The sequence below is a fragment of the Pseudomonas citronellolis genome (assembly GCF_001586155.1).
Lineage (GTDB): Bacteria > Pseudomonadota > Gammaproteobacteria > Pseudomonadales > Pseudomonadaceae > Pseudomonas > Pseudomonas citronellolis.
On the sequence record NZ_CP014158.1, the window covers coordinates 2870835 to 2893838 of the forward strand.

Annotated in this window: 31 protein-coding genes, 1 pseudogene and 2 riboswitches; of the genes and pseudogenes, 4 read left to right on the forward strand and 28 right to left on the reverse strand. The window is 60.7% G+C overall.

Annotation, left to right across the window (positions count from 1 at the left end):
• Window positions 1-99: 99 nt before the first annotated feature.
• The 11 genes from PcP3B5_RS31415 to PcP3B5_RS12725 all read right to left on the reverse strand — a co-directional run bounded on the left by PcP3B5_RS31415 (window position 100) and on the right by PcP3B5_RS12725 (window position 7102).
• Window positions 100-477, reverse strand: a complete 378-nt coding sequence (locus tag PcP3B5_RS31415; RefSeq protein WP_145923896.1) for a hypothetical protein — start codon at window positions 475-477, stop codon at window positions 100-102.
• A gap of 240 nt (window positions 478-717) precedes the next feature.
• Window positions 718-1494, reverse strand: a complete 777-nt coding sequence (locus PcP3B5_RS31420) for a hypothetical protein (protein WP_145923897.1) — start codon at window positions 1492-1494, stop codon at window positions 718-720.
• A 202-nt stretch (window positions 1495-1696) separates the two neighbouring features.
• Entirely contained in the window at window positions 1697-2197 is a 501-nt protein-coding gene (locus PcP3B5_RS12685; RefSeq protein WP_061561441.1) for a DUF1543 domain-containing protein, read from the reverse strand.
• A 139-nt stretch (window positions 2198-2336) separates the two neighbouring features.
• Window positions 2337-2771 carry a TIGR03751 family conjugal transfer lipoprotein gene (locus PcP3B5_RS12690; protein WP_061561442.1) on the reverse strand — a complete coding sequence of 145 codons (435 nt, stop codon included), beginning with the start codon at window positions 2769-2771 and terminating at the stop codon, window positions 2337-2339.
• Window positions 2752-4173: a TIGR03752 family integrating conjugative element protein gene (locus PcP3B5_RS12695; RefSeq protein ID WP_061561443.1), complete on the reverse strand. Its 1422-nt coding sequence runs from the start codon at window positions 4171-4173 to the stop codon at window positions 2752-2754. Before PcP3B5_RS12695 ends, PcP3B5_RS12690 begins: the two co-directional genes overlap by 20 nt.
• A complete protein-coding gene (locus PcP3B5_RS12700; protein WP_061561444.1) occupies window positions 4163-5050 on the reverse strand; it encodes a TIGR03749 family integrating conjugative element protein in 888 nt (295 codons plus the stop codon). Before PcP3B5_RS12700 ends, PcP3B5_RS12695 begins: the two co-directional genes overlap by 11 nt.
• Window positions 5047-5721: a PFL_4703 family integrating conjugative element protein gene (locus PcP3B5_RS12705; RefSeq protein WP_061561445.1), complete on the reverse strand. Its 675-nt coding sequence runs from the start codon at window positions 5719-5721 to the stop codon at window positions 5047-5049. Before PcP3B5_RS12705 ends, PcP3B5_RS12700 begins: the two co-directional genes overlap by 4 nt.
• Window positions 5718-6113: a TIGR03750 family conjugal transfer protein gene (locus PcP3B5_RS12710; RefSeq protein ID WP_061561446.1), complete on the reverse strand. Its 396-nt coding sequence runs from the start codon at window positions 6111-6113 to the stop codon at window positions 5718-5720. The genes PcP3B5_RS12705 and PcP3B5_RS12710 overlap by 4 nt, the downstream gene beginning before the upstream one ends.
• A 10-nt stretch (window positions 6114-6123) precedes the next feature.
• On the reverse strand, window positions 6124-6483 hold the full coding sequence (locus tag PcP3B5_RS12715; protein WP_082816306.1) for a TIGR03745 family integrating conjugative element membrane protein: 360 nt from the start codon (window positions 6481-6483) through the stop codon (window positions 6124-6126).
• Between the two features lie 11 nt (window positions 6484-6494).
• Complete coding sequence (locus PcP3B5_RS12720; RefSeq protein WP_061561447.1) at window positions 6495-6728, reverse strand: TIGR03758 family integrating conjugative element protein; 234 nt, start codon at window positions 6726-6728, stop codon at window positions 6495-6497.
• Window positions 6725-7102 (reverse strand): integrative conjugative element protein, RAQPRD family, encoded by a 378-nt coding sequence (locus PcP3B5_RS12725; RefSeq protein WP_061561448.1) that lies wholly within the window; start codon window positions 7100-7102, stop codon window positions 6725-6727. The genes PcP3B5_RS12720 and PcP3B5_RS12725 overlap by 4 nt, the downstream gene beginning before the upstream one ends.
• Window positions 7103-7277: 175 nt before the next feature.
• Between PcP3B5_RS12725 and PcP3B5_RS31425 the strand changes: the two genes are divergently transcribed.
• Window positions 7278-7844 (forward strand): hypothetical protein, encoded by a 567-nt coding sequence (locus tag PcP3B5_RS31425; protein ID WP_145923898.1) that lies wholly within the window; start codon window positions 7278-7280, stop codon window positions 7842-7844.
• Between the two features lie 224 nt (window positions 7845-8068).
• Complete coding sequence (locus PcP3B5_RS31430; protein WP_145923899.1) at window positions 8069-8479, forward strand: hypothetical protein; 411 nt, start codon at window positions 8069-8071, stop codon at window positions 8477-8479.
• Between the two features lie 14 nt (window positions 8480-8493).
• On the opposite strand, the gene PcP3B5_RS12730 is transcribed toward PcP3B5_RS31430, so the two are convergent.
• The 17 genes and pseudogenes from PcP3B5_RS12730 to crcB all read right to left on the reverse strand — a co-directional run bounded on the left by PcP3B5_RS12730 (window position 8494) and on the right by crcB (window position 21175).
• Window positions 8494-9243 carry a TIGR03747 family integrating conjugative element membrane protein gene (locus PcP3B5_RS12730; RefSeq protein WP_061561449.1) on the reverse strand — a complete coding sequence of 250 codons (750 nt, stop codon included), beginning with the start codon at window positions 9241-9243 and terminating at the stop codon, window positions 8494-8496.
• Window positions 9240-11411 carry a type IV conjugative transfer system coupling protein TraD gene (gene traD, locus PcP3B5_RS12735; protein WP_061561450.1) on the reverse strand — a complete coding sequence of 724 codons (2172 nt, stop codon included), beginning with the start codon at window positions 11409-11411 and terminating at the stop codon, window positions 9240-9242. Before traD ends, PcP3B5_RS12730 begins: the two co-directional genes overlap by 4 nt.
• Before the next feature lie 10 nt (window positions 11412-11421).
• Window positions 11422-11949 (reverse strand): integrating conjugative element protein, encoded by a 528-nt coding sequence (locus tag PcP3B5_RS12740; protein ID WP_061561451.1) that lies wholly within the window; start codon window positions 11947-11949, stop codon window positions 11422-11424.
• On the reverse strand, window positions 11946-12527 hold the full coding sequence (locus PcP3B5_RS12745) for a lysozyme family protein (protein WP_061561452.1): 582 nt from the start codon (window positions 12525-12527) through the stop codon (window positions 11946-11948). The genes PcP3B5_RS12740 and PcP3B5_RS12745 overlap by 4 nt, the downstream gene beginning before the upstream one ends.
• Window positions 12512-13135 (reverse strand): annotated as a pseudogene (locus tag PcP3B5_RS12750) (TIGR03759 family integrating conjugative element protein); the annotation flags it as partial. The pseudogene PcP3B5_RS12750 and the gene PcP3B5_RS12745, both read right to left, overlap by 16 nt.
• A gap of 92 nt (window positions 13136-13227) precedes the next feature.
• On the reverse strand, window positions 13228-13893 hold the full coding sequence (locus PcP3B5_RS12755) for a type II toxin-antitoxin system HicA family toxin (protein WP_061561454.1): 666 nt from the start codon (window positions 13891-13893) through the stop codon (window positions 13228-13230).
• The gene (gene pilL2 / locus PcP3B5_RS30640; protein WP_082816307.1) at window positions 13890-14417 is read right to left on the reverse strand and encodes a PFGI-1 class ICE element type IV pilus protein PilL2; all 528 of its coding nucleotides are present in this window, start codon (window positions 14415-14417) and stop codon (window positions 13890-13892) included. The genes PcP3B5_RS12755 and pilL2 overlap by 4 nt, the downstream gene beginning before the upstream one ends.
• 118 nt (window positions 14418-14535) lie before the next feature.
• The gene (locus tag PcP3B5_RS12760; RefSeq protein ID WP_061561455.1) at window positions 14536-14934 is read right to left on the reverse strand and encodes a hypothetical protein; all 399 of its coding nucleotides are present in this window, start codon (window positions 14932-14934) and stop codon (window positions 14536-14538) included.
• 100 nt (window positions 14935-15034) lie between these two features.
• Entirely contained in the window at window positions 15035-15862 is an 828-nt protein-coding gene (locus PcP3B5_RS12765; RefSeq protein ID WP_061561456.1) for a DUF932 domain-containing protein, read from the reverse strand.
• Between the two features lie 183 nt (window positions 15863-16045).
• Window positions 16046-16912, reverse strand: a complete 867-nt coding sequence (locus PcP3B5_RS12770) for a DUF3577 domain-containing protein (protein WP_061561457.1) — start codon at window positions 16910-16912, stop codon at window positions 16046-16048.
• 560 nt (window positions 16913-17472) lie between these two features.
• A complete protein-coding gene (cfa, locus tag PcP3B5_RS12775) occupies window positions 17473-18633 on the reverse strand; it encodes a cyclopropane fatty acyl phospholipid synthase (RefSeq protein ID WP_082816308.1) in 1161 nt (386 codons plus the stop codon).
• Window positions 18630-19070, reverse strand: a complete 441-nt coding sequence (locus PcP3B5_RS12780; protein WP_061561458.1) for a hypothetical protein — start codon at window positions 19068-19070, stop codon at window positions 18630-18632. Before PcP3B5_RS12780 ends, cfa begins: the two co-directional genes overlap by 4 nt.
• Window positions 19071-19187: 117 nt before the next feature.
• A riboswitch (Fluoride riboswitch) is annotated at window positions 19188-19253 on the reverse strand.
• Window positions 19254-19301: 48 nt separating this feature from the next.
• Complete coding sequence (locus PcP3B5_RS31820) at window positions 19302-19448, reverse strand: hypothetical protein (protein ID WP_160336928.1); 147 nt, start codon at window positions 19446-19448, stop codon at window positions 19302-19304.
• Between the two features lie 45 nt (window positions 19449-19493).
• Window positions 19494-19886: a hypothetical protein gene (locus tag PcP3B5_RS12785; protein WP_061561459.1), complete on the reverse strand. Its 393-nt coding sequence runs from the start codon at window positions 19884-19886 to the stop codon at window positions 19494-19496.
• Window positions 19883-20416, reverse strand: coding sequence for an inorganic diphosphatase (ppa, locus tag PcP3B5_RS12790; protein WP_061561460.1), 534 nt, complete (start codon window positions 20414-20416; stop codon window positions 19883-19885). Before ppa ends, PcP3B5_RS12785 begins: the two co-directional genes overlap by 4 nt.
• Entirely contained in the window at window positions 20413-20778 is a 366-nt protein-coding gene (locus PcP3B5_RS12795) for a DUF190 domain-containing protein (protein ID WP_061561461.1), read from the reverse strand. Before PcP3B5_RS12795 ends, ppa begins: the two co-directional genes overlap by 4 nt.
• 13 nt (window positions 20779-20791) lie before the next feature.
• Complete coding sequence (crcB, locus tag PcP3B5_RS12800) at window positions 20792-21175, reverse strand: fluoride efflux transporter CrcB (RefSeq protein WP_061561462.1); 384 nt, start codon at window positions 21173-21175, stop codon at window positions 20792-20794.
• 145 nt (window positions 21176-21320) lie between these two features.
• A riboswitch (Fluoride riboswitch) is annotated at window positions 21321-21383 on the reverse strand.
• Window positions 21384-21562: 179 nt separating this feature from the next.
• Here crcB and PcP3B5_RS12805 point away from each other — a divergent pair.
• Both PcP3B5_RS12805 and PcP3B5_RS12810 read left to right on the forward strand, forming a co-directional pair.
• Window positions 21563-22105, forward strand: a complete 543-nt coding sequence (locus tag PcP3B5_RS12805; protein ID WP_061561463.1) for a Chromate resistance protein ChrB — start codon at window positions 21563-21565, stop codon at window positions 22103-22105.
• Between the two features lie 17 nt (window positions 22106-22122).
• Window positions 22123-22923 carry an endonuclease/exonuclease/phosphatase family protein gene (locus PcP3B5_RS12810; protein WP_061561464.1) on the forward strand — a complete coding sequence of 267 codons (801 nt, stop codon included), beginning with the start codon at window positions 22123-22125 and terminating at the stop codon, window positions 22921-22923.
• Window positions 22924-23004: the final 81 nt, after the last annotated feature.

The window sequence follows — 23004 nt, forward strand, 5'->3', positions numbered from 1 at the left end:
GCGCCTCAGAGAAAAGGCGGTCGAGCTTCAAAGGGGGGGCCTTTCCCCTGTCATTTTTCTGCCCGCATAATCCCGGATGAACTGCCAGGCAGTTGCCTGTTAGGTATTCGCCGGCGGTTTGTATGCTTTCAGCTTTGAGAAGCTCTTCTTTGCATTTTTGACTTTATATTTCCGCCCTAAGACATCTTCAATCTGAAGGTCCTGAGCCTCTCTCTGATCCTCCTCAAAGAAATCATAAAGTATACGGTCATCGTCATGATGGATAATCATCTCGAAAATTTCACCTTCAGACAACCGGATAGAAGTATTTTGCGAAACAAACCTCTCGATTAATGGTCGGCCCTCGGTAATGGCTTCTTGTAGTTCTTTATCTCCGAGTGTTCGAAGAGGAGTAAACCAGTTGCCTTGATCGCTTATAACAATAAATTGAGTTATTGTGATTGGTCGGCGTCCCGCATTAATGATGCGCACTCTCATGCTGGGCTCTGGTTCTAAGCTACGAGTGCTATCGTAGAAAATCTCTGACCGTGCGTACACTTGTGCACGGTCGCGGCGAACATTATGGAAGGAGATTGCGAGGCTGAGTCCCGAAATAACGGCTGCGAAAATTGAAACTATCAGGGAAATTTCGTTGGGCATGAGTAGGGCCTGGTTCTGAGTAAGTGGCTCTGTATCATTCGTACTCCAGCTCGAGAGGCGAGCGAGTTGGACCACTAGTTATTTTGCAAATTTGACTTTTCCCTCTAGATTCTTTTTATATCCGGAAATAAGTAGGTCAACGATCTCGGGTATATCAAAAATATCTAAAAAGGGGGCGGTGATTGTCTTGCCTAATGGGTTTATTACTCCTTTGGTTGCTCGTTGTTTTAATGTGTGGCCAGGCATAAATATTTCTATGAAGAATCCCTCGAACAGGAAGCAGAAAGAAATCTTGTGATTCGGTAATTTCCTGAAAAGTGGGGAGATGATAATGCTCTTTAGGTCTTTTAAACTAAAGCCGTCTTTTACGCTTCTGTCTATTAGGCGAGAGATTTTTACGGTCATGAAACGTAAAGGGACACGTTTTTTGTTCAGGAGATGAATTCGAAGGTCGTTGTTCCAGGGTTCAGGGATGAAGACCTTTTGATACGCCTCATTTCTTGAGTTGGCTGCGCGCCAAAAAATGGATAGAAAGAATAGTTGTATTTTTAATGTGTCTATCTCGCTAAAGGTCACACCAAGTTCATGTTTAAAGATCTTGCCTTTCCCAGCCCTGATCACGGAAAGAGAGTATTGTTCATAGTTCAGATTCAGGTGCTGCTCGCAGTCACCGCAGAGCTGGTATTCCCACCAGCTATCGCTTGAGTAGTCGATTGGAGATGTGTCATCGTCATTGAGCCTAATGGACTGGCCATTGTTTTCCTTGGAGACTCTTTTAAAGACAGAATCTGGGATGGCATGTGATCGCCTAAGCTCGGCAACAGCTAGGCAAAGTGCACACTTACCGATTGGCATAGTTATTCCTTTTGCAACCTAATACCTGAATCAGGCTGTGCCACGAACGGCATCGGCTTGACGAGTGTTAGGTGGACTCTGGCAGGTTGATCGCCCTCCTGGACGCCGCTAGATCCGCTCGGCAGGTGCTATGTACCTTTGTCCTGCAGGAGCTGTAGGAGGGCAGCAAGATGGAGGGAGCTTCGAGCATGGTGCCTCCGTGTCAGGGATTGATCAGGATGTAGTCGCTACGCTGTAGCACGCCACTGTGCGAGCCGCCTGGTACCAAGTGCACGTATCGGCCCTCTACCCGATCCACGGGCAGGCAATCGTCCACATCCAGTAGGGCATCGGTATGCGGCTTGTACCAGTCCTGCAGCAGGCGTTGCTTGCCTTTGGCCTTGGCTTCGGTCTTGTTTCGGGCGATCACCAACAGGTATCGGTGCGCCTCGCCGAACACACCATCTTCATAGCCGCCAAGGTTGATGAAGTACAGTCGCAGGTCGTCATCGGCCGGCGCCTGGGTGCTGAGCTCGACCTTGCAGTCGCCGATGCCATCCACTGCCATCCAGCAGTCAATGTGCAGTCCGTCCTGGCTGCCGAACCAGGCGTTACGCAGTTGTGGGTAGGTGTCTTCCAGGCTATCGGCAACGGCGAAGACCACATCATGAACTTCGATCCTGGCCCGCGGATGTTTGCCTCCCAGCATTACGATATAGAGCATTGGGTTGTCCGTGCATGAAGGTCTGAGGAAGGGCGATTTCGCAATATTCTGGTTGAGGCAGCGAGTGAATGACCAGCTTGAATGGCTTCCTCTCGCTGGCTTTTGGTCGAATACAGCTCTACTGAAGAGGCCAGGTGTTTCAGTAGTCCTCGACCCGCTCACCGGGCATGGCGTATTGCACTCGCTGGTACAGAGGGAACACGGAGGTGTAGCCAGGCACCGGGACGGGATCGCTGCCGGCAAGATGCGGGTACACGTACATCACCAGGTCGGGATTGGGCAGGCGGTGGAATTGTCGATAGATTTCATTGGCTGCGGTGCGGGTATAGCGGGCCTGTTCCGCCATTGCCGCCTGCCGGTCGGGCGCCTGCAGAGGGCGGCGCAGCGACTGGCGCGCATCGAGCAACTGCCGGGCTGCCTGGCCGCCGCCGGCGCTGCCGCCTGTACCGGCATTCCAGACATCGAGCATGGTGGCGTCGTCGTGTGGCAGCAGTTCTTCCTTGCTGGTCGTACAGCCTGCAAGGATGAGCGTGATGGCCAGCAGCGCCGGTCCGTCAATCCAGGTCCTGAGCATGGGGCGTTCCTCCAAGGCGATGGTCGACCCGTCGGCCGGCCGGTGCGTAGTCGATAGTCAGGGGCTCCTCGAGGTGTACGGCAACCTTGGCGCCGGGCTTGACGTACACGGCGGCAAAGGCCTGTCCATACAATTTGTTGACCCACTGCGACATGTCCTGCACGCCACCCGCGAGGATGCGGCCCATGGCCTCGTTGGCACCGATGCCGACAGTGCCGATGGCGCCGTTGTTATTCACGTAGGAGAGCTGCCCGCTGCTGGTGTCGAGCAGGGAGGCGACGCCGGCTCCCGCAGCAGTGATCAGGGCTTGGCTGCCGAGGTACTGCTGGGCGTTGCTGCGCCGCTCGCCGCTGACGCAGGGAATGCCGTAGGGATCGCTGATCCAGCCCAATCCGTTCTGTGTGGAGCTGTTGTTCCCGGCGCGTTGCGAGGTGGTATTGCGCCCGTGGTCTTCCGGAAGGGTGCGAATGGTGCCGTCCTGGAACACGAAGGTGACCGAGCGCACCTGGCCGCGGACGCAAGAGAGCGTCCAATCCCCGGAGGCGGTGCCACTGATCACGGCGCCGGCGACGTCGGGAAGATCGATGCCGTTGGCGGTGAGGTTGTCCGGACCGATCAAGATTTTGAAGGGGTAGGGGTCGTTGACCGTGCCGTCCACCGGGACTCGGCCGATCAGCGCCGTCATGGCGATCGAACCGATCAGCGTGGCATTGGTGGGAAGGGTGTAGACCGCCTGCGTTGCCGGTACGCCAGCGGCCTGACGCCCCGCGTCGAGCGCGGGGCCGGCTGTCGTCTCGAGTGTCTTCTGCGCCGGGCCGAAACTGGTGGGGAAGGCGGAGCCCAGGGTGTTCTTCCCGGTACGATGCTTGTCGTCATGGGTGTCATCTGGCTCTACCCAACGCAGGGTCTCCTCGCCATCCCCGGGCTCCAATCCCAGCCCGACCGGTAGGTCCGCGGGCTTACCTTTGCCACCGCCGATGCCGTCGAGGCGTTGTTGTAGCTCCTGCAGCAGGCCCTGAGTTCGCTGACGTTCGTTCGCAACCTGGTCCCGGTCCTCGCGCAGTTGGTTGCGTCCGCTCTCAAGGGCGCCCTGGATGCGCCGATCGATGCTGCTCTCCCGTTGGCGCAGGCGCGTATTCTCTTCGCGTTGAGTCTTGTTGTCGGCCAGCGCGGTCTGCAGTTCGGTGCGCAGTTGGCGAACCTGCGCAACCAGGGTGGCCACCGTGTCGCGCGGCGTGTCGCCCTCGATGCCGAGTGCCTTGGCTTCCTCTGGTGTGAGGCGGCTGCTGGCGTCCGATGAGGGGGGGGTAGCACCGCGGCCTGAGAAGAGTTTGACGCCGACGAATACCAGTAGCAGGAGCATCGGGATCATCAGCCACTTGAGCAGGCCATTACTGCGCATCGCGGCCTCCGTCTTGCGTCGCTGGTTGGTTGAGCGAGGCATCGATGGGGGAGAGAGTCGGCAGCAACGCTCGCTCCAGGCCGTGACCGCGGGTCACGAGGTACACGACGGTGGTGTCCTCGGGCGTGCCGACGGGGCCCAGGGTGGGGTGCTGGAAAGTTGCTGCCAGAAAATCCCCCTGGAGCGCCCGTGGGTCCAGGTCAAACCAACGCGGGCTGGTATTGCGCAGCCGCACGGCGGTGACCCAGAGATCGTCCAGGCGCCAGGCGGCTAACACCTGGGCTTGTATCGGCAAGGTTGGCAGAAGGGTACCCAGTGGCATCCCCGCTGGCAGGTTGGCGCGAGCAATACCGGGCACGGGCTCGACGGTGCGCAGCGGCGCATAGAGGTTCTGTGCGGCATAGCGGGTCAGCACCACTGGGAGTGGTGTTTCGTGCTTGGATAGAGGCGTTGCTGAGTCACCGGTTTCGGTAGGTTCCTTGGCCGCCGAGGCGACACCGTACCGGGGGTTGGCGGTTGGCTCTTCGACGATGCGTACCGGTTCCAGTGGTTGCTGCTTGTCCTGTGCGGGCTCAGCCGCAATGTCGAGCAGGATGACTGCACCGGTATCGGCGTCCTGGAGCTGCAGGCGTATGGGCTTGATCGGTTCGTTTGCCAACAGGTAGACGGCGCCGGCAGCGCTCTGTACGCGCAGTCGGTTGCCCAGCGAGGTGGGAACACCGACGCGGACGTTACGGTCGATGAAGACGATGCGCTCCTGGCCCACTACCAGTGGGACGGCCAGGGGCAGGCGTTCCCAGCGCAGAATCTCGGTGGCATTGGCGGAGTTGAAGGTGGCCAGCGCGAGCACGGCGATAGTTAGCGGGATACGACTCATGGGACGTCTTCCGGTGGCGGGGGCGTGGTCTGTGCGGAGTCGATCGGAGCGGCGATACGCTGCGGGGCTCCTTCGTAGCAGTCGATGACCAGGCCGAACGGATTTCGTTGTGGATCGACGTCGAGCCGCAGGACCTTCAGCGGGTAGCGCACCAGGGCGCGCTTGACCTGTTCCGAGGCGTAGTACTCGTCAGCGGTGACATCCAGGGTGACGACCCACGCCTGGTTGGAAATCGTGCGCACGCGCAGGGTCGGGTTGTCGCTATAGCCGCGACCGAGAATCTCGTAGATGCCCCGCACACGACGGCGCAGTTCGCCGGCGTTGCGGCGATACTCGTAGTCCTGTTGCAGGAAGGCTTTGCAGGCAGGGGTGAAGTAGCTCGACAGGGCGTACAGGTTGCGGGGGTAGTCGTCATCGCCGTTGGTAGGCCAGCGCTGCAGCTGTTGCCAGACATAGAAGGCGAAGGCGTACACGCTTTCCGGTGGTACTTCCCACCAGGGGCGGGTACTGCCCGAGCGCAGGTCCGGTGGTACATGAACCGTCAGGTTGCGTGGCGCACTCCACCAGCCGATGCCCATGACCAGGGCCAGCGCGGTGAGTGCGCCAGCGCCGGTACGCAGGGTGCGAATGTGTGCCTGAAGATGCAGGACCTCGTTCTTGAATCGGCTCATGGCGCGCGGCTCCTGCGCGTCGTCCAATGGCCGGAGCGGGTCACCAGTGTGTGTCCGCCGACGAAGGCCGCAGCATGGGGCAGGTGCGTAGCGGTCCACCATTGCAACTGCCGATACAGCCAGGTCTCAGGACGGCCGCGTTTGATGCGACGGAGCGCGCCACCACCGGCGAAGATCCCACCCGTGATGGCCAGCAGCATCGCAGAGGGCACCACTGCGAGGGTCGAGCAGGCGATAGCCAGTGGAATCCCGCAGAGCAGGCCGATTGCGCCTGAGGAGCCAGCGCACACCCACAGTTCGTTAGCGGTGAGACCGCGTACCACGACCGGGTGGCGGTTGAGCCGATGGGGCAGGAAGGCCACTGTGCCGTCCGCGCGGATATCGTCGCTCATGGTGGGAGGGTCACAGCACGCCGGTGGCTTCGGTCAGCAACCAGATGCCGACCACCAGCAGCATCGCGCCGACCGCCACCGTCAGCCCGAACTGGCCCCAGGTGGCGCGGCCGGTGTGGATCTCCGCGTAGCGGGCGTAGGCGTGGTAGCACACACCCACGAACATCGAGGCGACCACCAGCAGCGCGATGAGCATCACGATGTCATAGCCGTAGTTGCGCAGCGTCTCGAGGATGCCGGAGCCGGCGCCCCGAGATGGGTTTTCCAGAGTAGGCAGGTCGGCCTGGGCGAAGGATGACAAGGCGGCGACTACGGACAGCCCTGACCAGCGACCAACATGGCTGAGACGCAGACGAAGAAAGGGCCTCATGGCGACGACCTCTACGACAGCAGGAAGAAGGTCAGCACCAGATACAGGGCGATGATGCGCACCATGACGCCTGTAAGCTGACGTTGGGACAATTGGGCTTCGGCCCAGCCGCTGTAGGCGCCTCGGAGCGCCCAGGCGCTCCACAGCAGCAGCGTGGCGAAGACGGTGCACAGGAGTACTGTTGAGACACCTGACGGCGTGAGGCCGCTGTTGGCCTGGAATGCGCTGGCTTGGGCGGCGTTCATGGAGTGCCCCCTGTGTCCGCGGGTACAACGGTGGCCTGGCGGTAATCACCGAAGAGCTGGCTGGCATCGCGCGGCTGAGCGCGGGAGGGGGACAGATAACCGTGAATGCCGGCGCGGATGCGCTCCAGGTCGGCGTTCAGGCGGGCATAGTCGAAGTAGTAGCGAGCCCGCTCGTTGAGCGGCTGCTCAGTCTGTGTCGCAACGAGCCGCTCGATGCTGTCGAGTTGGCGCAGGGCGATGGTGAGGCGTTCTTGCTCCGGCACAGCCGACGTCGCTCCGGCTGGTGCTGAAATACCCAAGCTGTAGAGGCTGAGCAGTAGCACCCGAACCCGACCGGAAGTGGATTCCTTGTTGGCTGGAAAAAAGGGGAGCATTGGCCTGCCCTCGTGGGAAGAGGAGTGGAGCCATGCTCATCTGGATGTCGATCGTTCTGCCTTAAGTAATGAGAACTTGATTCTGCCCCGATTTATTGAGTCAATGCTTATCTGAAGGGGTAGGTCCACTTTTTCGTGGTTTATATGTGTGAGGAAAAGGAGCTTTGAGAGGATAATGACAGAGTCATTTTTAGAGTCTAATGAGACTCATGACGCAAAGGTTTTGGCGGGCTGGCGATGGCTAGTATTTATTATTCGGTCGCTGCATCCTCTGCTACGTATGGTTTCTATCTTGTTGTTGGTGGTGGGGTGGAGTGTCTCTAAGTTAGAATGGCCGGGATTTTACCTGATTCCAGGTGATGTCGCGTGGCTAGTAGACTCGCGAGCAGTAGGGCATCTGGTTGGTATGACCGGTGTTGTTGTGTTTATGTGCGCTTTTGCTTTGCTAGCGCCTATCATTCAGAAAGATTTTGAGCGGCGAAAAAAATCAAGGTGGCCTATATATTGGGTCAGTAAGTATTCTCTTCGGCTTAGCCGGTGGGCTCCATTTTTAAGTGCATTGCTGGTGGGTTTTATTTTGTCTTTGGCCTGGGAACTTCTCATTCAGCCATTTATTATGGTGTATTTGGGGCCGGCTCGAGGATGGGTGCAATGGGCGCAGGTTCTGTGTGATGGTGTGGGGATAACGATTGGGTCAGCACTAGCCAAGACACTTGTGCTAAGATTTAGAAAATTTAATTGAATGGCTTTGCATATCTGGGGGGTGATTTGAATCCGTTTTGGTGGGAGAAGACTGTTGAGTATGCTTGGGTCATAGCATTGGCCTGCAACCGACGGTTGAACTTTTTTGCGCCTCTATCTGGTCGGCATGAAAGAACCCTAGGAGATGGGATCTTTGGAGAGAATGACAAATTAGTGCTTGTCGAGTTCAAAAGGGACCGGTCGCAAATTTCTACTGAGGAGTCGATGTTCTATAACTATGACTCTGCCAGGATGGCTCTGGCTGAGTACTCGCATCACTGGTTTGTCTATGGGCAGCAAACTGAAGGTGGCAAGCTGGGATTGTGTGGTGAGCACTACTTTCGCCACGGGGAGACCTATAGTGCAGTAGATTTAATTGATAATGGCGTGCCTCCTGGTGTGTTCAGGTATTACTTGGAATTGCTCCAGGCGCACAAAGAGCCTGATGCTCGAGGTGGCGGAGGAGGGCATGTATCTTCTGAAAGCATGTCTACAGTGCTAGGTATCTCTCCAGAGGGAGAGTTGGTTGGAACTATGGCGTTGTTTGAATATGCTCCTGATTTATTCCCATCTCCGCCGAGTCCCCAGTTCAACCAAAATCCACCGTCTCGAACGTTGAATATGACTATGGGTTAGTGTCTATGCACCTGTCAGAGGTATTTTTTGAAGCTACTGGCAGTGATGTTCGCCACCACAGCGAGTAGTACCGCGCATGGCAGTAGGATCAGCAGTGGGTGAACACTGATGGGAAGGGTGAGGTAGAGGATCCAGGGCATCACCGCAATGGGCATAAGTGCAGCTTTTGCACGGTGATAGACGAAGCCGGACTCATGACCAGCGCCGAACTTGCGGATGTCGCGCCGTACCAACCCATCCACGAAACCGACGAAGGCTGCCATGACGAACAGCGGCAGCGTCAGGATCAGCACCAGTAATCGCACCAGGAAGGTGAGCACGGTGAATGCCGCGGCGATTAGGTAGCCTTCCGTCCAGCGATAGACCTGGCTCAGGTAATAGCGGATGTCCCATGTGTTGCTCTGGCTTGGAGCGCGAGCGTGTGCCGAGGCGTGTTCTATCCATTCGAGCAGACCGGTTTTCACGAAGATCCACTCGTAGGCGCCATTGATGACCTGCTGTGCCGTACGGCCTGGTTCCTGGATGAGCAGGCTGCGGGTGAACTGGCTGGACAACTGCGCCAACTCGTAGTCCAGCATGCCCTGGGCGTGATGCCAGCCTTGGTCAGGCCAGAAGCAGTACATACCAACGCATTCGATGACGATGGACAGCAGCAGCGACCCCATCAGTACGCCGAGCATGCGTAGCGGCAGGGTGATGGTATTGACGACCAGGCTCTGCTGTCTGACCTGTTGGCGTTGCGCGGTAGCGGCCGGGTCCCTCATGGCCGGGCCTCGTCGTTGCCCTTGCCGGCACTGGCTGAGGGAGAAACGCCTTCGAGCAGGTCATCAGGCAGTTGGCCCTCTTGAAGGCCTGGCAGCTCCTGGCCATTCCACCATTCGCCCGCTTCGGCATAGTGCTGTCGCATGTAGCCTGCGAGTTCCTGTAGATCCGCCGGAATGGTCTCGTCCGGATCGGGGGCTGGCAGCGGCATGCGAATCTTCCACAACTGACCGCCTTGCAGAAGGGCGAACGCTTGGCCCTTCGGCAAGCTGACCAGATGTGCCGGCTCGATCAGGGGCACGCTCGAAGTGGTGACACGGTCCTGGGCGGTGGAGGTGAAGGCCGTCGAGCCATGGATGTCGGAGCTGTCGGTGGCACCGCTGACCAGGGTGGTGGTGTAGACGTCAACCTTGGGTAATTGCTTGGTCAGTAACTCGGCGGTGGCGGTTTCCCGTACCCGCAGCATGATCAGGTTGTTGAAATTGCCGATCGTTTGGCCTGCTTTGGCACGGCTGCCGATGCGCGCCTCGATATCCGAGAGTGTCTGGGTGTAGGCCGTGACCCGCAGCCCGGCTCCGCCCCCCTTGTTGATCAGCGGAATGAACTCATCACCCATCAGTTCGTTGAACTCATCCGCGTGGACGTTGATCGGCAACGTACTGCTGCTACCTCCGCCTGGTAAGCCATCGTCGATGCCGAATTTGTAGATGTGCCCAGCTACCGACACCAGGTCGGCGAACATCGAGTTGCCGACGGCCGCGGCAACCTCCGCGTCAGAGAGCGCATCGAGGCCGACATAGACCACCGCACGTTGGCGTACGATCTGCATCCAGTCGAAGATCGGCCTTGGGTCCGCGAGGTCGGCATAGTCTGGCGCAAGCAGTTGGGCGATCTTGCCGGTGGTCAGCTTCTCGAGGAGTGGTAGGAGGCTTGCAACAATCTTGTCGAAGTAGGTGCGGTCGTATCTGACCGCGCTGCGCAGGCCGTCGAGCACGGGGTCATATACCCGGACTTGCGACAGGTACTGCTCAAGCGCGACCACGCGCTTCTCCCGACCGATCATGTTGCGCGGGGTGTTCTTGTCGTTCAGCCGGCCCTCGATCTGGACGATGATCTCCCAGGCCTTGGGCTCGGTGCGGGCGAAATAGTGAGCGGCGTACTCGATGAACAGGGCATCGATGTTGACCACGTGCCGCTGGATCAGCAGGTAGTCGGGTCGTTGCCCCAATTCGACCAGCGCGCGGGCGATGATGTTGACGAAACGCCAGGCAAACTCCCGGAATGCGGCCGAGTTGCCTTCACCCGAAAGCTGTCCCGCGATACGCGTGGCGACTTCGCTGATGCGCCCGAACCGGCCCACCGCGTTATAGCGCGCCGAGAGGTTCGGCCAGCCGAGGTGGAACATGTAGAACTCACCTTCGCGGCCAGCGCGTTTGGCCTCCACGTACATCCGTTTGAGTAAGTCCCCATCGCCTTTGGGATCGAAGACGATCACCGGTTCGAACTCGCCGTCGGTATTGCGCCGGCGGATGTCCTGGGTGATGAGCAATTCGGCGAGCCTGGTCTTGCCGACGCGCGTCGAGCCCAGCACCAGGGTCTGCCCGACACGTTCGGCCAGCGGCAGGCTGACGTCGGATTCGTGAGGTTCGATACCGTGTAGCCGTGGCAGGCCGCCGACTGGAGGCAGCGGTCGCACGGGGTTGAAGGGGCTGTCCCAGCCTGTGAGCCTGGCTAGACAGGACACTGGGAAGGGCGCGAACTCCAGGCGCTCCTCCAGGTGACGGGCCAGGTTGTACGTCGCGGAGGGTTCGACGTAGCGGCGAAACTCCGGTCGGTAGGTTTGCATCAGCCGGTGGGTGTGGCGTTGCTCCCAGCGAAAGCCCCGACCGATGAACAGACGTTGCTGACTGACCGGTACTTCGCGGCTGGTCATGACGTAGCGTGGTAGGCGACGGAGATTGCGGCGATAACGGAGAATCACCAGCGCTTCGCATAGGCGGATGCTGCCGAACACCAGGAAAGCCAGCGCGCTACCCAGGCCCAGCGACGGGTTCAGCGCCAATGACCAGGGGGCCGCCAGACACAACGCGGCGGCACCTGCGCAAACCGCGACGGAATACAGCTCTACGGCTGGCCGCAGCAGCACCTCGATCGCATAGGCCTGTGCCATGGCGAATAGGTCACTGCTCGATCCCGGTCGAGGTGATCAAGGCCGGGTAGTGGCGCAGCCCCAGGCGTTGTGCCAGGTCGTCGCCGGGCGTCGGGGCCAGGTGGAGCTCTGGGGCCAGGGCTCGCAGCGCTGCCAGATCGGCGGGGTTCTGGACATTGACTACCAGCCCTACGGCGCCGAGTGACTTCAGGCGGCCGGCATGCCGGCGAAGCCAGGTGCGGGAGAGCTCGTCGTTGCCGATGATGAAAAGGGGCGGTAGCCCTGGCGCCTGGATCACTCGCCGTCCTACTGGACCTGGTGTCAGCAACGTCGACTGCACAGGCAGCATGTCGGCTTCGCTGAAGGAGTCAGTGGGTACGGGAGGCGCTTCGATTTCCAGCGCTGGTTCCTCCGGGCGTGATTGGAGATCCAGGGCCTCGTAGTAGAGGAGTGCAGAGGTGCCGCCGCGGTCTTCGACGACGATCAGAGGCTTGGCTGTGTGATCGCTGTTTGAGGTAGTGGCGAGGGCAAGGAGGGTTGTAGCGAGCAAGAACTTCACGGCCGACCTCCATGGAGGGCCGAGGCGAGCCGGGCATCGCCAAGTACCCGGGCCAGGCGCAGGCCGACGCTCTGCCGATAATGGGCGGCGGGTGCTCCGCCGGCGGGGCGGTGGTAGCGTCCGATCGTGATCAGCCAGTCCTGTCCTGGGGTGTGCTGCTCGCGCAGGATTTCGGCGGCGATGGCGAGGTTACGGTACGGATCCAGAAGCTCGCAGGGATGCTGGTAGCGCTGTTGCTGGTGACCCAGATTGATCTGGCCCAGGCCGGCATCGATGCGAGTTGGCGAGGTGTGTTGCAGGGCCTGCTGGAGCCCGGAGCAGGCTGCGGCCTGATGCGCATAGCGATAGGCCCTGCCAGCAATATTCAGCGTCCACGGCCAGGGCACCAGACGTTCGTTGAGCCAGGTACCGCTCTCCTGCAGGGCAATGGCATACAGCACGACGGAGGGGATGCCGGCCTGCTGTGCGGCGATCTGGTAAGCCGGCGGTGGTGTCTCCTGGGCTTGGGCGTCGGCAGTCAAAAGGCAGGCCAGCAGCACGCAGGTCGTCCATGGCGAGCGTTCTATTGCCGCTGCCATTGTCCATTCACCTGGTGCAGTACGGCCGGTAGTTCACCGGGCTGACCGAGTAGCAACCAGCGACCGGCATCGTGGTTGAGGGTGATGTGGCGGGCGCGCACTTTGCTCGGATCGACGCCTACGCGCTGTGCCCAGGAGCGGATCTGAGCGTCGTCGGCATGGCTACCGACGAGGTAGATGTCGAACTCCATGCCTGCAGACTGCAACTGGCGCACGACCTGATCGCAGGCCGGGCACTCGTCCTTGACGAACACGGCGGCTCGCTCATTGGTGGACGAGGCAATAGACATAGTACTGACGTCGAGTGGCGTCACCCGTGACGCGGCCGGGTATAGCTGTTGCCAGGCGTCGTCATAGGCGTGCTGGTAGGCGAGCAGCTTCTCGACCCGGCGAGCTTCGGCCTGGACCTGAAGTTCGGCATAGTGGCGCCGCTCTTCGTCGGAGCGTGCTTCGATGCCGAGAGCAGAGAGCGGATCCAGGTGAGGGGAATAGACACCCAGGGGACCATGCATCAGGGCCTGGAAACGTGCCCACTCGTCCGTGTTCAGTCCCCAGTCACGAGCCTGTTGCTCGCCGCTGGTCTCGGTCAGTGTTGGTCGTTCACGGCTGTCATGGGTGGGGGACGTCCGGCTATCCATACCCAGCACCAGTCCACAGACCAGCAGGCCGGCAATCACCCGGGAAGCGCTGTCCCAGCGGTTCATTGGGTGGGCTCGGTAGGGATCGGCAGGCGTCGGGTGTCGTCGCCATGTCGAAAGAGGGCGGTGCTGCCTGCGATGCGCTCCAGCCGCCAGCCCGCTTCTTCCTCTCCGGGATGCAGCAGTTGTAGTCGAGTGAGACTGTCGTTTGGCGTGTTGATCGGGAGCAGAAGAAGGAACTGCTCGCCTGCTCGTTGCTCGAGGCCAACTATCTGGAACGGCGCTTTGGACTTCCGTGGTTTGGGCGGAGCTGGTCGGTGGTGCTGGACTACGACTGGAGGCGTGGCGCGTTGCGCGGCCAGCTGTCCCTCCAACTGCTCAAGGCGGGCCTGCAATGGCAGCAGGCTTTCTGCTGCGGAGTGACCGTCGAGTGATTTCTCAAGGATTCTCAGCCGCTGTCCGAAGGCCTGGCTGTCTGCTTCGTAACGGGATAGGGAAAGAACATCCGACGGCGGTTGATACTCGTCGATCAGCTGGCTGAGGTGGGCTACTTGCTGATGCAACGCCTCGACCTGCTGTGCCGTAGCGCGCGTATTGAGCTGTGCAGCGAGTCGAGCCTGCGTCCTGTGTTCGATCCCCAGGACCGTGGTGAGCGACAACAGCCAGATGACCGCGATCATGTCCATCAGTCGGAGGGGACGGCGCTGTTCTGGCCTTGGCAGGATCATGGTCGCGTCTCCATAGCTGATGCCGATGGAGCGCTGGGAGTTACCTGGGCAGCAGGTTTTCCTGACTGATTCGCGTGGGTGAAGCAGACGTGGCGGGTACTGTCGTCGACATGCATCGACCAGGCAGGGCCGACCAGCGTCAGCAGCGCCTCGCGTAGGGGCAGAGGGCCCAGGTGATAGTGCGGTGCCGGCAACGGCAGGCTGTCCAAGAGGTGGGTTTCGCTCGTATTGCAGAGCTGGTAGCCGGAGCGGAGCAATGCATGCCGTAGGCCGTCACCGACACTGGCATGCAGTGTGCCGGGGATGCTGAGGTCGACTACTTGCTGCAAGAGGTCCTGTTGTGCAGCCGTTGGTGCCAGTTCGACCAGGGTGTAGCGGCCATAGCGCCCGACCGGAATCTGCCGTGGTACTTGCTTTGTTGTTGCCACTGGTGCCGGTGCCGATGGCGGAGAAGAGGCGGAGCATCCCGACACCAGAGCGGCCAGCAGCAGAGCGCTACGGTAGATGTATTGCGTGATGGGCATGGGATGACTCCCGGCTGGGTCTAGCCGGGAGCATCACCATTCTGCGAAGAGCTATCTGCGAACAAGGGGAATCTCCATGTTGCCGATTCCTGGGCGGTGGAAAGATGCCGTGGACATCTCAGGTCGCTGGAGCCGTTTCCGAGGCTTTGGGCTGACGCCGCCGCGCGTGATAGGCACGGACTCGCTCGCGCCACTCCCTGGACTGCTCGGGTGCCAGCTCCAGATAGCGAAGTGGGCATGTGTAGTAGTAAGGGTGCATCGACTCGTCCAAGGGCTTGTAGCCCCATTCGTTGCCATGCCGCTGCAGCAGGTCGCAGCGGATGTAGCGGAGCGATTGCCCAGGAGCGAGACTCGGGGACACTCCTTCCACTTTGGCGGTCACTTCGACGACGGACCACAGGACGTTGCCACGCAGTGTGTGAGCAATGACCTTGGCGCTTGCGCGCTCGGTTTCCTGCGGTTCAACCAGTTCCGCGATCAACTCGGAGCGGGATCGGGGAGAGAAGAACCAACCCATGATGAGATCTCCAGTAAATGGCCGGAGACCTCCCCGAGGGGGCGGTACCCCGGCGGGTGAGTTGATGCCGCTACTGCGGTGCGAATGGTGTTGCTGACGCTCAGGCCTTGAGCCGGCGCATGCCTTCGGCCAGCAGCCAAAGCGCGCGATTCAGGCGGACGTTCTGGTCGATGCCCTGGACTGGCCGGGTTCGTTGATGGCGGCCGTTGGCTGCACGACCGGAAAGACCGCCTTTGACGAGGTTTTCCTGGACCCGATTGAAGATCGACCAGAGGTCGGCATGCCGATCTTCGAAGCGCCTTGGTGCGAGCACCTGGTCCTCGGTGATTGGCTGCGGCTTGTTGGGATCGTCGTACTTGAGCGCCAGGGCGGAATGGGCGAACAACGCTGCTTCATCCGCGTCGAGAGTAATGGCGCGCATGGCGTCACGAGAGTCCTGGACCTGTTCGAAGCCTTGCAAGACTTCGTACGCCCCTTCGATCACCTGCTGGGCGACATTGCCTTTGTGAGGCACTCGAACATCGGCCACGGTGTCGCCGTAGACCAGGCCGTTGTGGCAGACGAACCTGAACAGGCCGGCGAGCATCTGGTAGCTGCTGGTGCCGTCGTGCGAGTTCAACAGGATGATTTCGTTGGCCTCGTCACCATTGATCTGGCTGGCATGACGAAGACGCAGCATGTGCTTGGTGAATTCGCGGCGGTCCTCATGGCGCACTCGGGTCTGGCACACCATGAAGGGCTCGAAGCCCTCCTGGCGAAGTTCGGCGAGGATGGTAGCGGTCGGAATGTAGCTGTAGCGCTCGGACCGACTTTCGTGCGGTGTTTCCGCAAAGATGGAAGGGGCCACCGAGCGAATCTGATCATCCGAGAGCGGATGGTTCGCGCGCAGGATCGGGGACTGGGGCGCAAAATGAGAGGCGAGTTGCATGATCGTTCTCCTGGAGTAATGCACAGTCGCCCGCCGAGGCAGAACCTTGGGGCGATTGTGAGGGATGACGAGAGCCCTGGACGTGGGCTGATTGCAGCGCAGGAGGTAGCCCGGGCATGCCACCGACACCGAGGTGCCGGGGCACGGGGCAGGGGAGGAAAGCAGGCTTGGAAGGCCTGTGGCTTAGAACGAAGCCGCTAGTGAGGGGGCTTCAGGCGCCTGGGAGGGCGCGTCGGTTTGTGAGCCATCACTGTCTGTCGGGACAGAGTCGATCGTTTCGGTTTCAGGGGCGTCGGATTGAGAGGGATAGACTTGCTGCCCGTCGATCTTGATCAGGCTCACGTGGATCAGCTTTGACTTCAGGCTTGCGCCGACTTCACCGGCATGCTCGCCCTTGGTGCGGTTGTAGGCCTCGGCTCGCATGTCGTTGAGCTTGAAGGCAAGTAGTACCTTCTGCTTGGCTTCAACGGCCTGGACGCAGCGCTGGAGCAATTCCTGGGCGCTGTCGTCAGCGACGACGGTCTCGATGTAGCGATACTCGGGACTGTCAGTCGGGCCGGCCAATACCGCGAGGGAGCAGGACATGAACGGGGCGCCGTCGTTCGACAGCATCCTGGGATTATTCAAATAGCCGATGCCGTTGGTGTGCAGCTCATGCTGCTCGATATCTCGCAGCACGCTGCGGTCCAGCAGTTCAGCCTTGAGCAAGCGGGCTTTCATGCTGGCTGCCGGTTCCCCCGATGAGGGACGACGGAACGGATCGAGCCACAAATCGCCGAGGCGAAAGCGAATCAACGGTCGTTGCTGACGATCTTCGATACCGAGGTAGGGTTGGACCAGTTTCTTGGCTTCGGCGCCGGAGACGCGCACATCGAAGTAGCGCAGGATGGGATCCCTGGCAGGCCCGACCAGTGCGGCTATGGTGCAGGCCAGGAATGGCTGGGCTTTACGGCCGCCCTTGACGGGAACCTCGCGGACACGCTGAAGGTAGCCGATGCCGGAGGTATGAATATCGAAGTACGACTTCTGCTCGGAAGAGGTGTCGTTCATGGCGAGTCTCCAATGCTTGAGGACAAGACGGCGGAGACACGCTGACCCTGGGCGGGGGGCGTAACCCCGCGGCGGGTTGAGGAAGGTCGGCATCCACCACCGGATGGTGGCTGTTCGCGTGAAGGATGCGATACGAACGGGCTTGGTCACGCAGCTGATGCTACGCGGCAACCTGAGAGACCGTGATTGCCTGGCATGTCGCTGATGAGGGATCAGCAGATCATGGGGGCGAGAGTGCAGAGGTGGGCTCTTGGTGGCCAGCGTGAATCGGAAACCGATGGAAATCCTATTCGTAAGATGGGCACTGTGGGTATTTTCAAGAGTCCTGCCGGCCTCCTTCTTGGCTAGCTTTCCTGGTATGCCCGAATCAAATGCAGTGCCCGCGACTAGGACGTTGGCGAATGTTCTATTTTTGCCGGTTGCTGCCGGCAAAAGTGAACCCAAGGACGAAGGTCAGGCGGCCGGCATCGTGGGCGATGCTGCCGAGCATTGAGGTCGACGATGAAGCTGTCGACGGTCTCGCTACTGCGGTGCGAGACCATCGCGTTTCTGCCGTCCGCTTACAACTGTGGGCGCAGGTAGCCGCCGGCCACGCCGCGCCTGGACAGCACCCACTGCCAGAGCTGGATGTCGCGGGCGCGGAAGGCGCCGGCGCAGGACAGCAGGTAGTAGCGCCACATGCGCCGGAAGCGCTCGCCCAGCGCCGAGAAGCGCGGCCAGGCGGCTTCGAAGTTGGCGTGCCAGGCCATCAGCGTGCGGTCGTAGTAGGCGCCGAAGTTGTGCAGGTCCTCGACCACGAAGAGGCCGTCCGCGGCGTCGCCGACCTGGCCGATGGAGGGCAGGTCGCCGTTGGGGAAGATGTAGCGGTCGATCCACGGATCGGGCCGGGCGCGGCGTTCGTTCTTGCCGATGCTGTGCAGCAGGAACAGGCCGTCGTCGGCCAGGCAGCGCTGGGCCACCTGCATGAATGCGCGGTGGTTCTTGTGCCCGACGTGCTCGAACATGCCGACGCTGGCGATGCGGTCGAACTTGCCGGTCAGGGTGCGGTAGTCCTGTAGGCGGAACTCCACGGGCAGGTCGCGGTAGCGGTCGCTGGCCCAGTTCGCCTGCTCCTGGGAGACGGTCACGCCCACGCATTCCACGCCATGCTGCTGGGCGGCATAGGCCATCAGGCTGCCCCAGCCGCAGCCGATGTCGAGCAGGCGCATGCCCGGCTCCAGCCGCAGCTTGCGGCAGATCAGTTCCAGCTTGGCTTCCTGGGCCTGCTCCAGGGTGGTGGCCGTTTCCCAGTAGCCGCAGCTGTAGGTCATGCGCGGGTCGAGCATGGCCTGGTAGAGCGCGTTGCTCAGGTCGTAGTGACGCCGGCCCACCTGCCAGGCGCGCCTGGCATTCTGCAGGTTGAGCAGGCGGTAACGCAGGGCGTGGGTGAGCAGGCGCCAGGGCTGCACTTCGCGGTCGAGCCGGGCGCGCAGCAGGCGATGAAAAAACTCGTCCAGGTGTTGCGCGTCCCAGTCACCGTCCATATAGCTTTCGCCCAGCCCCAGGCTGCCCTGGCCCAGCGCGCGCTCGAACACGCGCGGGCGCAGCACCTGCATGTCCCAGGGGCGCTCGCCGTTGATCCGGATGTCGGCCTTGTGCAATAGCTTGGCGGCGAACTCGCGCAGTTCCGGATTTTCCCTGGGCTGCGATTCCACTGACGGGGTTCCCAGAATCTCGCTCATACCAGGCTCCTCGTGTCGTCGATCGGCATCGCGGGTGTGTTGCTTTCGGTTGCGTATGTCGTTGCAAGGGCTTGGGCGCGTTGTGCAACTAGCGCCTCCCGGTAGAAACCAACGCGATAGATGTTCACCCCGATGGCCAAGCTGGCATATCGCAGGCAGCAGTATGTGTCCCAAGCTTCGCGAGGCTCCGAGAACACCAGGTAGCGGGCGGCGCTTTCGATTAGCAGGGCGGAGCGCTTCAGCCCCTGGGTGAACAACAACCGAGCGAGGTGCTCTTGTTGTTCACGGGCGATATTGAGCGCCGTGGGATAGGTGACTTTTAGAAGGATGTGTTGATCGGGAAGCTGCTGAAGGAAGGCTTCCAGGTCATCGGAGACGACACTGGTGACTGACGAGGACCAAGCAAGATCAGGCTCATGATGCAGAGGGGTTCCCACATTTACCTCCAGGTATTGGACCAGCGCGTGCTCTATGGCGAATCGCGACTGGCGAGGGGACTACCTGAACGAAGTGGGGCGGCAGATACAAAAATGCCTACCGCTCCCGCCTTCGCGAGTTCGGTAGGCATCATTAGCTGACGGCGTCAGCGGTTAACGGAGAATGCCATCTCCTGTGAAAACTCTATCACCGGCTCTCGGGCTTGCAAGAAACCCGGGGCCTTCGGGGCATCAGTCCTCCAGCAGCGCCTTGTTGCGCACGGCGTCTTTGTCGGATCTGGTGGCGAGCAGGACGTAGGCCTTGAACGCGGTGCTGACCTTGCGAGCGCCGGCCATGTTGCGGCCGTGGGTAGAGGTTTCCCAGCGAGAATCGAGCATGGTGCGTCCTGTCGGCTAATCGGAAATTTTCTTGTCTTGCAGGGTTCAGTCGTTGAGCACGAGGTGCACCAGCATCACCAGGGTCATGGCCATGAAGGGGGGCAGCACGACGCAGATGAACAGCTCCGGTAGTTCCCGGAGGGCCAGGTAGGGTTGCCCCTGCTGGTAGATGCCGATGATCTCGGCGAGCTTGGCGGAGCATGCGGCGACCCCGGCGCAGAAGTACAGCACGCCGGCGAGCTGGCGGCGGCCGGGCGCGGCCCGTTGCACCAGCAGCCAGGCCAGGAGCATGCCGAGCAGGACCAACCCGGCCAGGCCGAGGGGCGACTGGGCGAAGAGCCTGCCGGCGAGCAGTCCGGCCAGCAGGTAGCCGGCCTCCATCAGGCCGGGCAGGTGCCGCCCGGTCCGGGGTACAGCCAGTGAGAAAACCTTGCTCAATGCGCCTCTCCATAGGCCGCCACCGCCTTGCGGATTTCCTCGCGGGCGTCGTCCAGGCTGCCCCAGCGTTCCATGCGCACCCATTTCCCCGGTTCGAGGGTCTTGTAGTTCTCGAAGAAGTGCTGGATTTGTTTGAGCAGCAGATCGCTCAGGTCGCTGCACTGGCGCACGTTGCTGTACAGGGGACTGAGCTTGTCGTGGGGCACGGCGATGATCTTGGCATCCGGTCCGGCCTCGTCGGTCATGTACATCACGCCGACCGGGCGGCAGCGCAATACCGTACCGGGCGCAACCGGGCAGGGGGCGACGACCAGGATGTCCAGCGGGTCGCCGTCCTCACTTAGGGTGGCGGGAATGAAACCGTAGTTGGCCGGGTAGAACATCGGCGTGCTGAGGAAGCGGTCGACGAACAGTTGGCCGCTGGTCTTGTCCAGTTCGTACTTGATCGGCGCGTGGTTGGCCGGAATCTCGATCACGGCATAGATGTCGTCCGGGACGTCCTTGCCGGCGGGGAGGTCGGTGAAGCTCATATCGTGGTCTCCGTAATCGCCAGGTGGGGGTTGTCGCGCTCGGCCTTGTGTTTGCCCACGGTGCCCATTTCCGCCGGGGTCTTCACGTAGAACAGGGCGAGGTCCTCGGCCTCCAGACGTTCGAACAGACGTTCGCACTCTTCCTCGGAGACGGCCAGGCAGATTTCCATCGGTTGGTCGGCCTGTTCGAAGAAATGATAAGAGTGCAGCCGTCCGGCATGGCCGTAGCCTTCAGCGCCCACCACCAGAGTGGCGCCCTTGATGTTCATGCTTTGCGAAAGCTCGATCAGCCAGTCGGCAGTAGGTTTGCCCCCGTGCTGGCGGCTTTGTTGGGTGAATAGCGTGACTAAGTAGCCTTGCATGGTTGCGTCTCCATCAGCGTCCGTTGAACAGGGAGTAGCTCAGTAATCCCGCGCTAGTGGCCAGCAGCGAGCCCAGTACATGGATAGCGATGGCACCCACCGCCCAGGTCATGCGGCCGGTCTGGAGCAGTGCCATGGTTTCCGCGGAAAAGGTCGAGAAGGTGGTCAAACCACCACAGAAGCCGGTGACGATCAGCAGGCGCCACTCGGGGCTGAGCGTTGGGTTGGCGGCGAAGAAGGCCACGGCCATGCCGATGATGTAGCCGCCGATGAGATTGGCAGCCCAGGTGCCTGGCGGGATGGTGGGAAATAGGGCGTTGAGCTGCAGGCCGAGAATCCAGCGCAGTAAGGCACCCAGCGATGCTCCCAGGGCGATAGCGACAATGGATCTCAGCATGCCGAGCGATCTCCACAGGGGAGATGTTGCCAGGCGGAAGTGGGTGATGCCGGAAGATGTGTGCGTACGAGATGGGAGGCTGGCTTCACGGTCCTGTCCTTGATGGCGGGAAAGACAGGTCGCGCGCCTACGCACCCTGTCCAGGGTTCACGTAGGCATCATCAGCACGAGGGCGGTTATGAGGAGGAATGCCATCTCCTGCCGCGGAAACTAGCATTTTTACCTCTTCCGGGAAAACCCCCTAGGTGGCCGATCGCAGGTGTACAACCCCCTCATGTCGTCAAGCTGGACAAAATCCGTTTCTATCTTTCTCTCCAGCTGTAACCATAAGCTTATATTTTTTCATTCCTTTAAAATGTAACGGTCGTAACATTAGGATTGCACGTCATGACGAACCAGAACTGGCTCCTCCTCACCTACAAGGTCCCTTCCGAGCCCGCCAAGAAGCGCATAGCGCTATGGCGCAAGCTCAAGGGCATGGGCGCTGTGTACCTGCAGAACGGTGTGTGCCTGCTGCCCAAGAACGACGAACACGTGCGCCAGCTGAAGATGCTGGAGCATGAGATCGATGCCATGGCGGGTGACTCGGTAATCCTGGAAACGGTCGCCCTGGACCGGCTGCAGGAGGACAAGGTCGTCGGCCGCTTCAAGGCCGATCGTGACGAGGAATACCGCGAGTTGCTCGACAAGTGCGATGACTTCGAGGCGGAGATCGCCAAGGAAACCGCGGCCTGCCACTTCACCTACGCCGAGCTGGAAGAGAACGACGTCGACCTGAAGAAGCTGCAGAGCTGGTTGGAGAAGATCCGCAAGCTGGATTTCTACGGCGCGCCACTGCTAGTGGAAGCGGAGCAGCGCCTGCAGCACTGCGAAACCTTACTGGATACCTACGCCCAGCGCGTGTTCGAGGCGCAGGACGAAAACCGATGACCTGAAAGAGGTGCTCCATGCAGTTGAAAGTGCTGACGTACAACACCCTATTCGCCGGCCGTGACGGTGCCGATGCCCGTCGGGCCGCGGCACAGATCGGCTTGGTGCGGGAGCTGGAACCCGATGTCTTCCTGATGCAGGAGGCCCGTGGATTCGATGCGAACGGGGGGAACTGGTTGTATGACATGGAGCACCTGTTTCAGATGCGAGGCTTTTTGGCCCTGGCTCCAAGGACAGGGCAGCATCTTGCGATCTTTATTCGGCAACCTCTGAGGCCGCTCTCGTTCGAGAGCGATCCGTCCAACTTTCATCACAGCGTTGCGTCTCTGAGGGTGGCATTGCCCGGGATCGAGCAAAGCCTGCATCTGACGAGTGTTCATTTGTGCCCGAATGGCGTGGATGTCAGGCGCCGTGAGGCTGCCTATCTGGCCGTGCAGGCCATCCCCGGTGAGTATCGGCTCCTTGCAGGGGACTTCAACTCGGCGTCTCCGCATGATCCGGAGCCGCAGGGATTCGATCTGCTGGCTGCCCATCACCGTATTCGCTACGCCGGAGATGGGCGTCACGCTGACAGGACGGTACTTGCAACGCTCGAAACGGCTGGTTGGGTCGATGTAGGGCACCTTCTCCAGCCAGCGCCGACACCCACGGTACCAACGGCGGCATACACCAACGCCGAGTTCGCGCAGATGCGGTGTGACTACGTTCTGGCTACACCAGCCCTCGCCAGTAGGGCCGTCGGCTATCAAGTGATTCGTACACCTGCCACCGACAGTGCCTCCGATCACTATCCGGTCCTGGCGACATTCGAGATTTGACCATGATTCCGCCGACGTTAGTGCAGCGGCTGGGATTACGTGCTCCTTACCATCGAGATCGCATGATGAGCCAGTCTCAAG

Bases quoted from the DNA above. Each gene is read 5' to 3' on its own strand.
- PcP3B5_RS31415 (WP_145923896.1), bottom strand. From the start codon at position 477: ATGAGAGTGCGCATCATTAATGCGGGACGCCGACCAATCACAATAACT.
- PcP3B5_RS31420 (WP_145923897.1), bottom strand. From the start codon at position 1,494: ATGCCAATCGGTAAGTGTGCACTTTGCCTAGCTGTTGCCGAGCTTAGG.
- PcP3B5_RS12685 (WP_061561441.1), bottom strand. From the start codon at position 2,197: ATGCTCTATATCGTAATGCTGGGAGGCAAACATCCGCGGGCCAGGATC.
- PcP3B5_RS12690 (WP_061561442.1), bottom strand. From the start codon at position 2,771: ATGCTCAGGACCTGGATTGACGGACCGGCGCTGCTGGCCATCACGCTC.
- PcP3B5_RS12695 (WP_061561443.1), bottom strand. From the start codon at position 4,173: ATGCGCAGTAATGGCCTGCTCAAGTGGCTGATGATCCCGATGCTCCTG.
- PcP3B5_RS12700 (WP_061561444.1), bottom strand. From the start codon at position 5,050: ATGAGTCGTATCCCGCTAACTATCGCCGTGCTCGCGCTGGCCACCTTC.
- PcP3B5_RS12705 (WP_061561445.1), bottom strand. From the start codon at position 5,721: ATGAGCCGATTCAAGAACGAGGTCCTGCATCTTCAGGCACACATTCGC.
- PcP3B5_RS12710 (WP_061561446.1), bottom strand. From the start codon at position 6,113: ATGAGCGACGATATCCGCGCGGACGGCACAGTGGCCTTCCTGCCCCAT.
- PcP3B5_RS12715 (WP_082816306.1), bottom strand. From the start codon at position 6,483: ATGAGGCCCTTTCTTCGTCTGCGTCTCAGCCATGTTGGTCGCTGGTCA.
- PcP3B5_RS12720 (WP_061561447.1), bottom strand. From the start codon at position 6,728: ATGAACGCCGCCCAAGCCAGCGCATTCCAGGCCAACAGCGGCCTCACG.
- PcP3B5_RS12725 (WP_061561448.1), bottom strand. From the start codon at position 7,102: ATGCTCCCCTTTTTTCCAGCCAACAAGGAATCCACTTCCGGTCGGGTT.
- PcP3B5_RS31425 (WP_145923898.1), top strand. From the start codon at position 7,278: ATGACAGAGTCATTTTTAGAGTCTAATGAGACTCATGACGCAAAGGTT.
- PcP3B5_RS31430 (WP_145923899.1), top strand. From the start codon at position 8,069: ATGTTCTATAACTATGACTCTGCCAGGATGGCTCTGGCTGAGTACTCG.
- PcP3B5_RS12730 (WP_061561449.1), bottom strand. From the start codon at position 9,243: ATGAGGGACCCGGCCGCTACCGCGCAACGCCAACAGGTCAGACAGCAG.
- traD (WP_061561450.1), bottom strand. From the start codon at position 11,411: ATGGCACAGGCCTATGCGATCGAGGTGCTGCTGCGGCCAGCCGTAGAG.
- PcP3B5_RS12745 (WP_061561452.1), bottom strand. From the start codon at position 12,527: ATGGCAGCGGCAATAGAACGCTCGCCATGGACGACCTGCGTGCTGCTG.
- PcP3B5_RS12755 (WP_061561454.1), bottom strand. From the start codon at position 13,893: ATGATCCTGCCAAGGCCAGAACAGCGCCGTCCCCTCCGACTGATGGAC.
- pilL2 (WP_082816307.1), bottom strand. From the start codon at position 14,417: ATGCCCATCACGCAATACATCTACCGTAGCGCTCTGCTGCTGGCCGCT.
- PcP3B5_RS12760 (WP_061561455.1), bottom strand. From the start codon at position 14,934: ATGGGTTGGTTCTTCTCTCCCCGATCCCGCTCCGAGTTGATCGCGGAA.
- PcP3B5_RS12765 (WP_061561456.1), bottom strand. From the start codon at position 15,862: ATGCAACTCGCCTCTCATTTTGCGCCCCAGTCCCCGATCCTGCGCGCG.
- PcP3B5_RS12770 (WP_061561457.1), bottom strand. From the start codon at position 16,912: ATGAACGACACCTCTTCCGAGCAGAAGTCGTACTTCGATATTCATACC.
- cfa (WP_082816308.1), bottom strand. From the start codon at position 18,633: ATGAGCGAGATTCTGGGAACCCCGTCAGTGGAATCGCAGCCCAGGGAA.
- PcP3B5_RS31820 (WP_160336928.1), bottom strand. From the start codon at position 19,448: ATGCTCGATTCTCGCTGGGAAACCTCTACCCACGGCCGCAACATGGCC.
- ppa (WP_061561460.1), bottom strand. From the start codon at position 20,416: ATGAGCTTCACCGACCTCCCCGCCGGCAAGGACGTCCCGGACGACATC.
- PcP3B5_RS12795 (WP_061561461.1), bottom strand. From the start codon at position 20,778: ATGCAAGGCTACTTAGTCACGCTATTCACCCAACAAAGCCGCCAGCAC.
- crcB (WP_061561462.1), bottom strand. From the start codon at position 21,175: ATGCTGAGATCCATTGTCGCTATCGCCCTGGGAGCATCGCTGGGTGCC.
- PcP3B5_RS12805 (WP_061561463.1), top strand. From the start codon at position 21,563: ATGACGAACCAGAACTGGCTCCTCCTCACCTACAAGGTCCCTTCCGAG.
- PcP3B5_RS12810 (WP_061561464.1), top strand. From the start codon at position 22,123: ATGCAGTTGAAAGTGCTGACGTACAACACCCTATTCGCCGGCCGTGAC.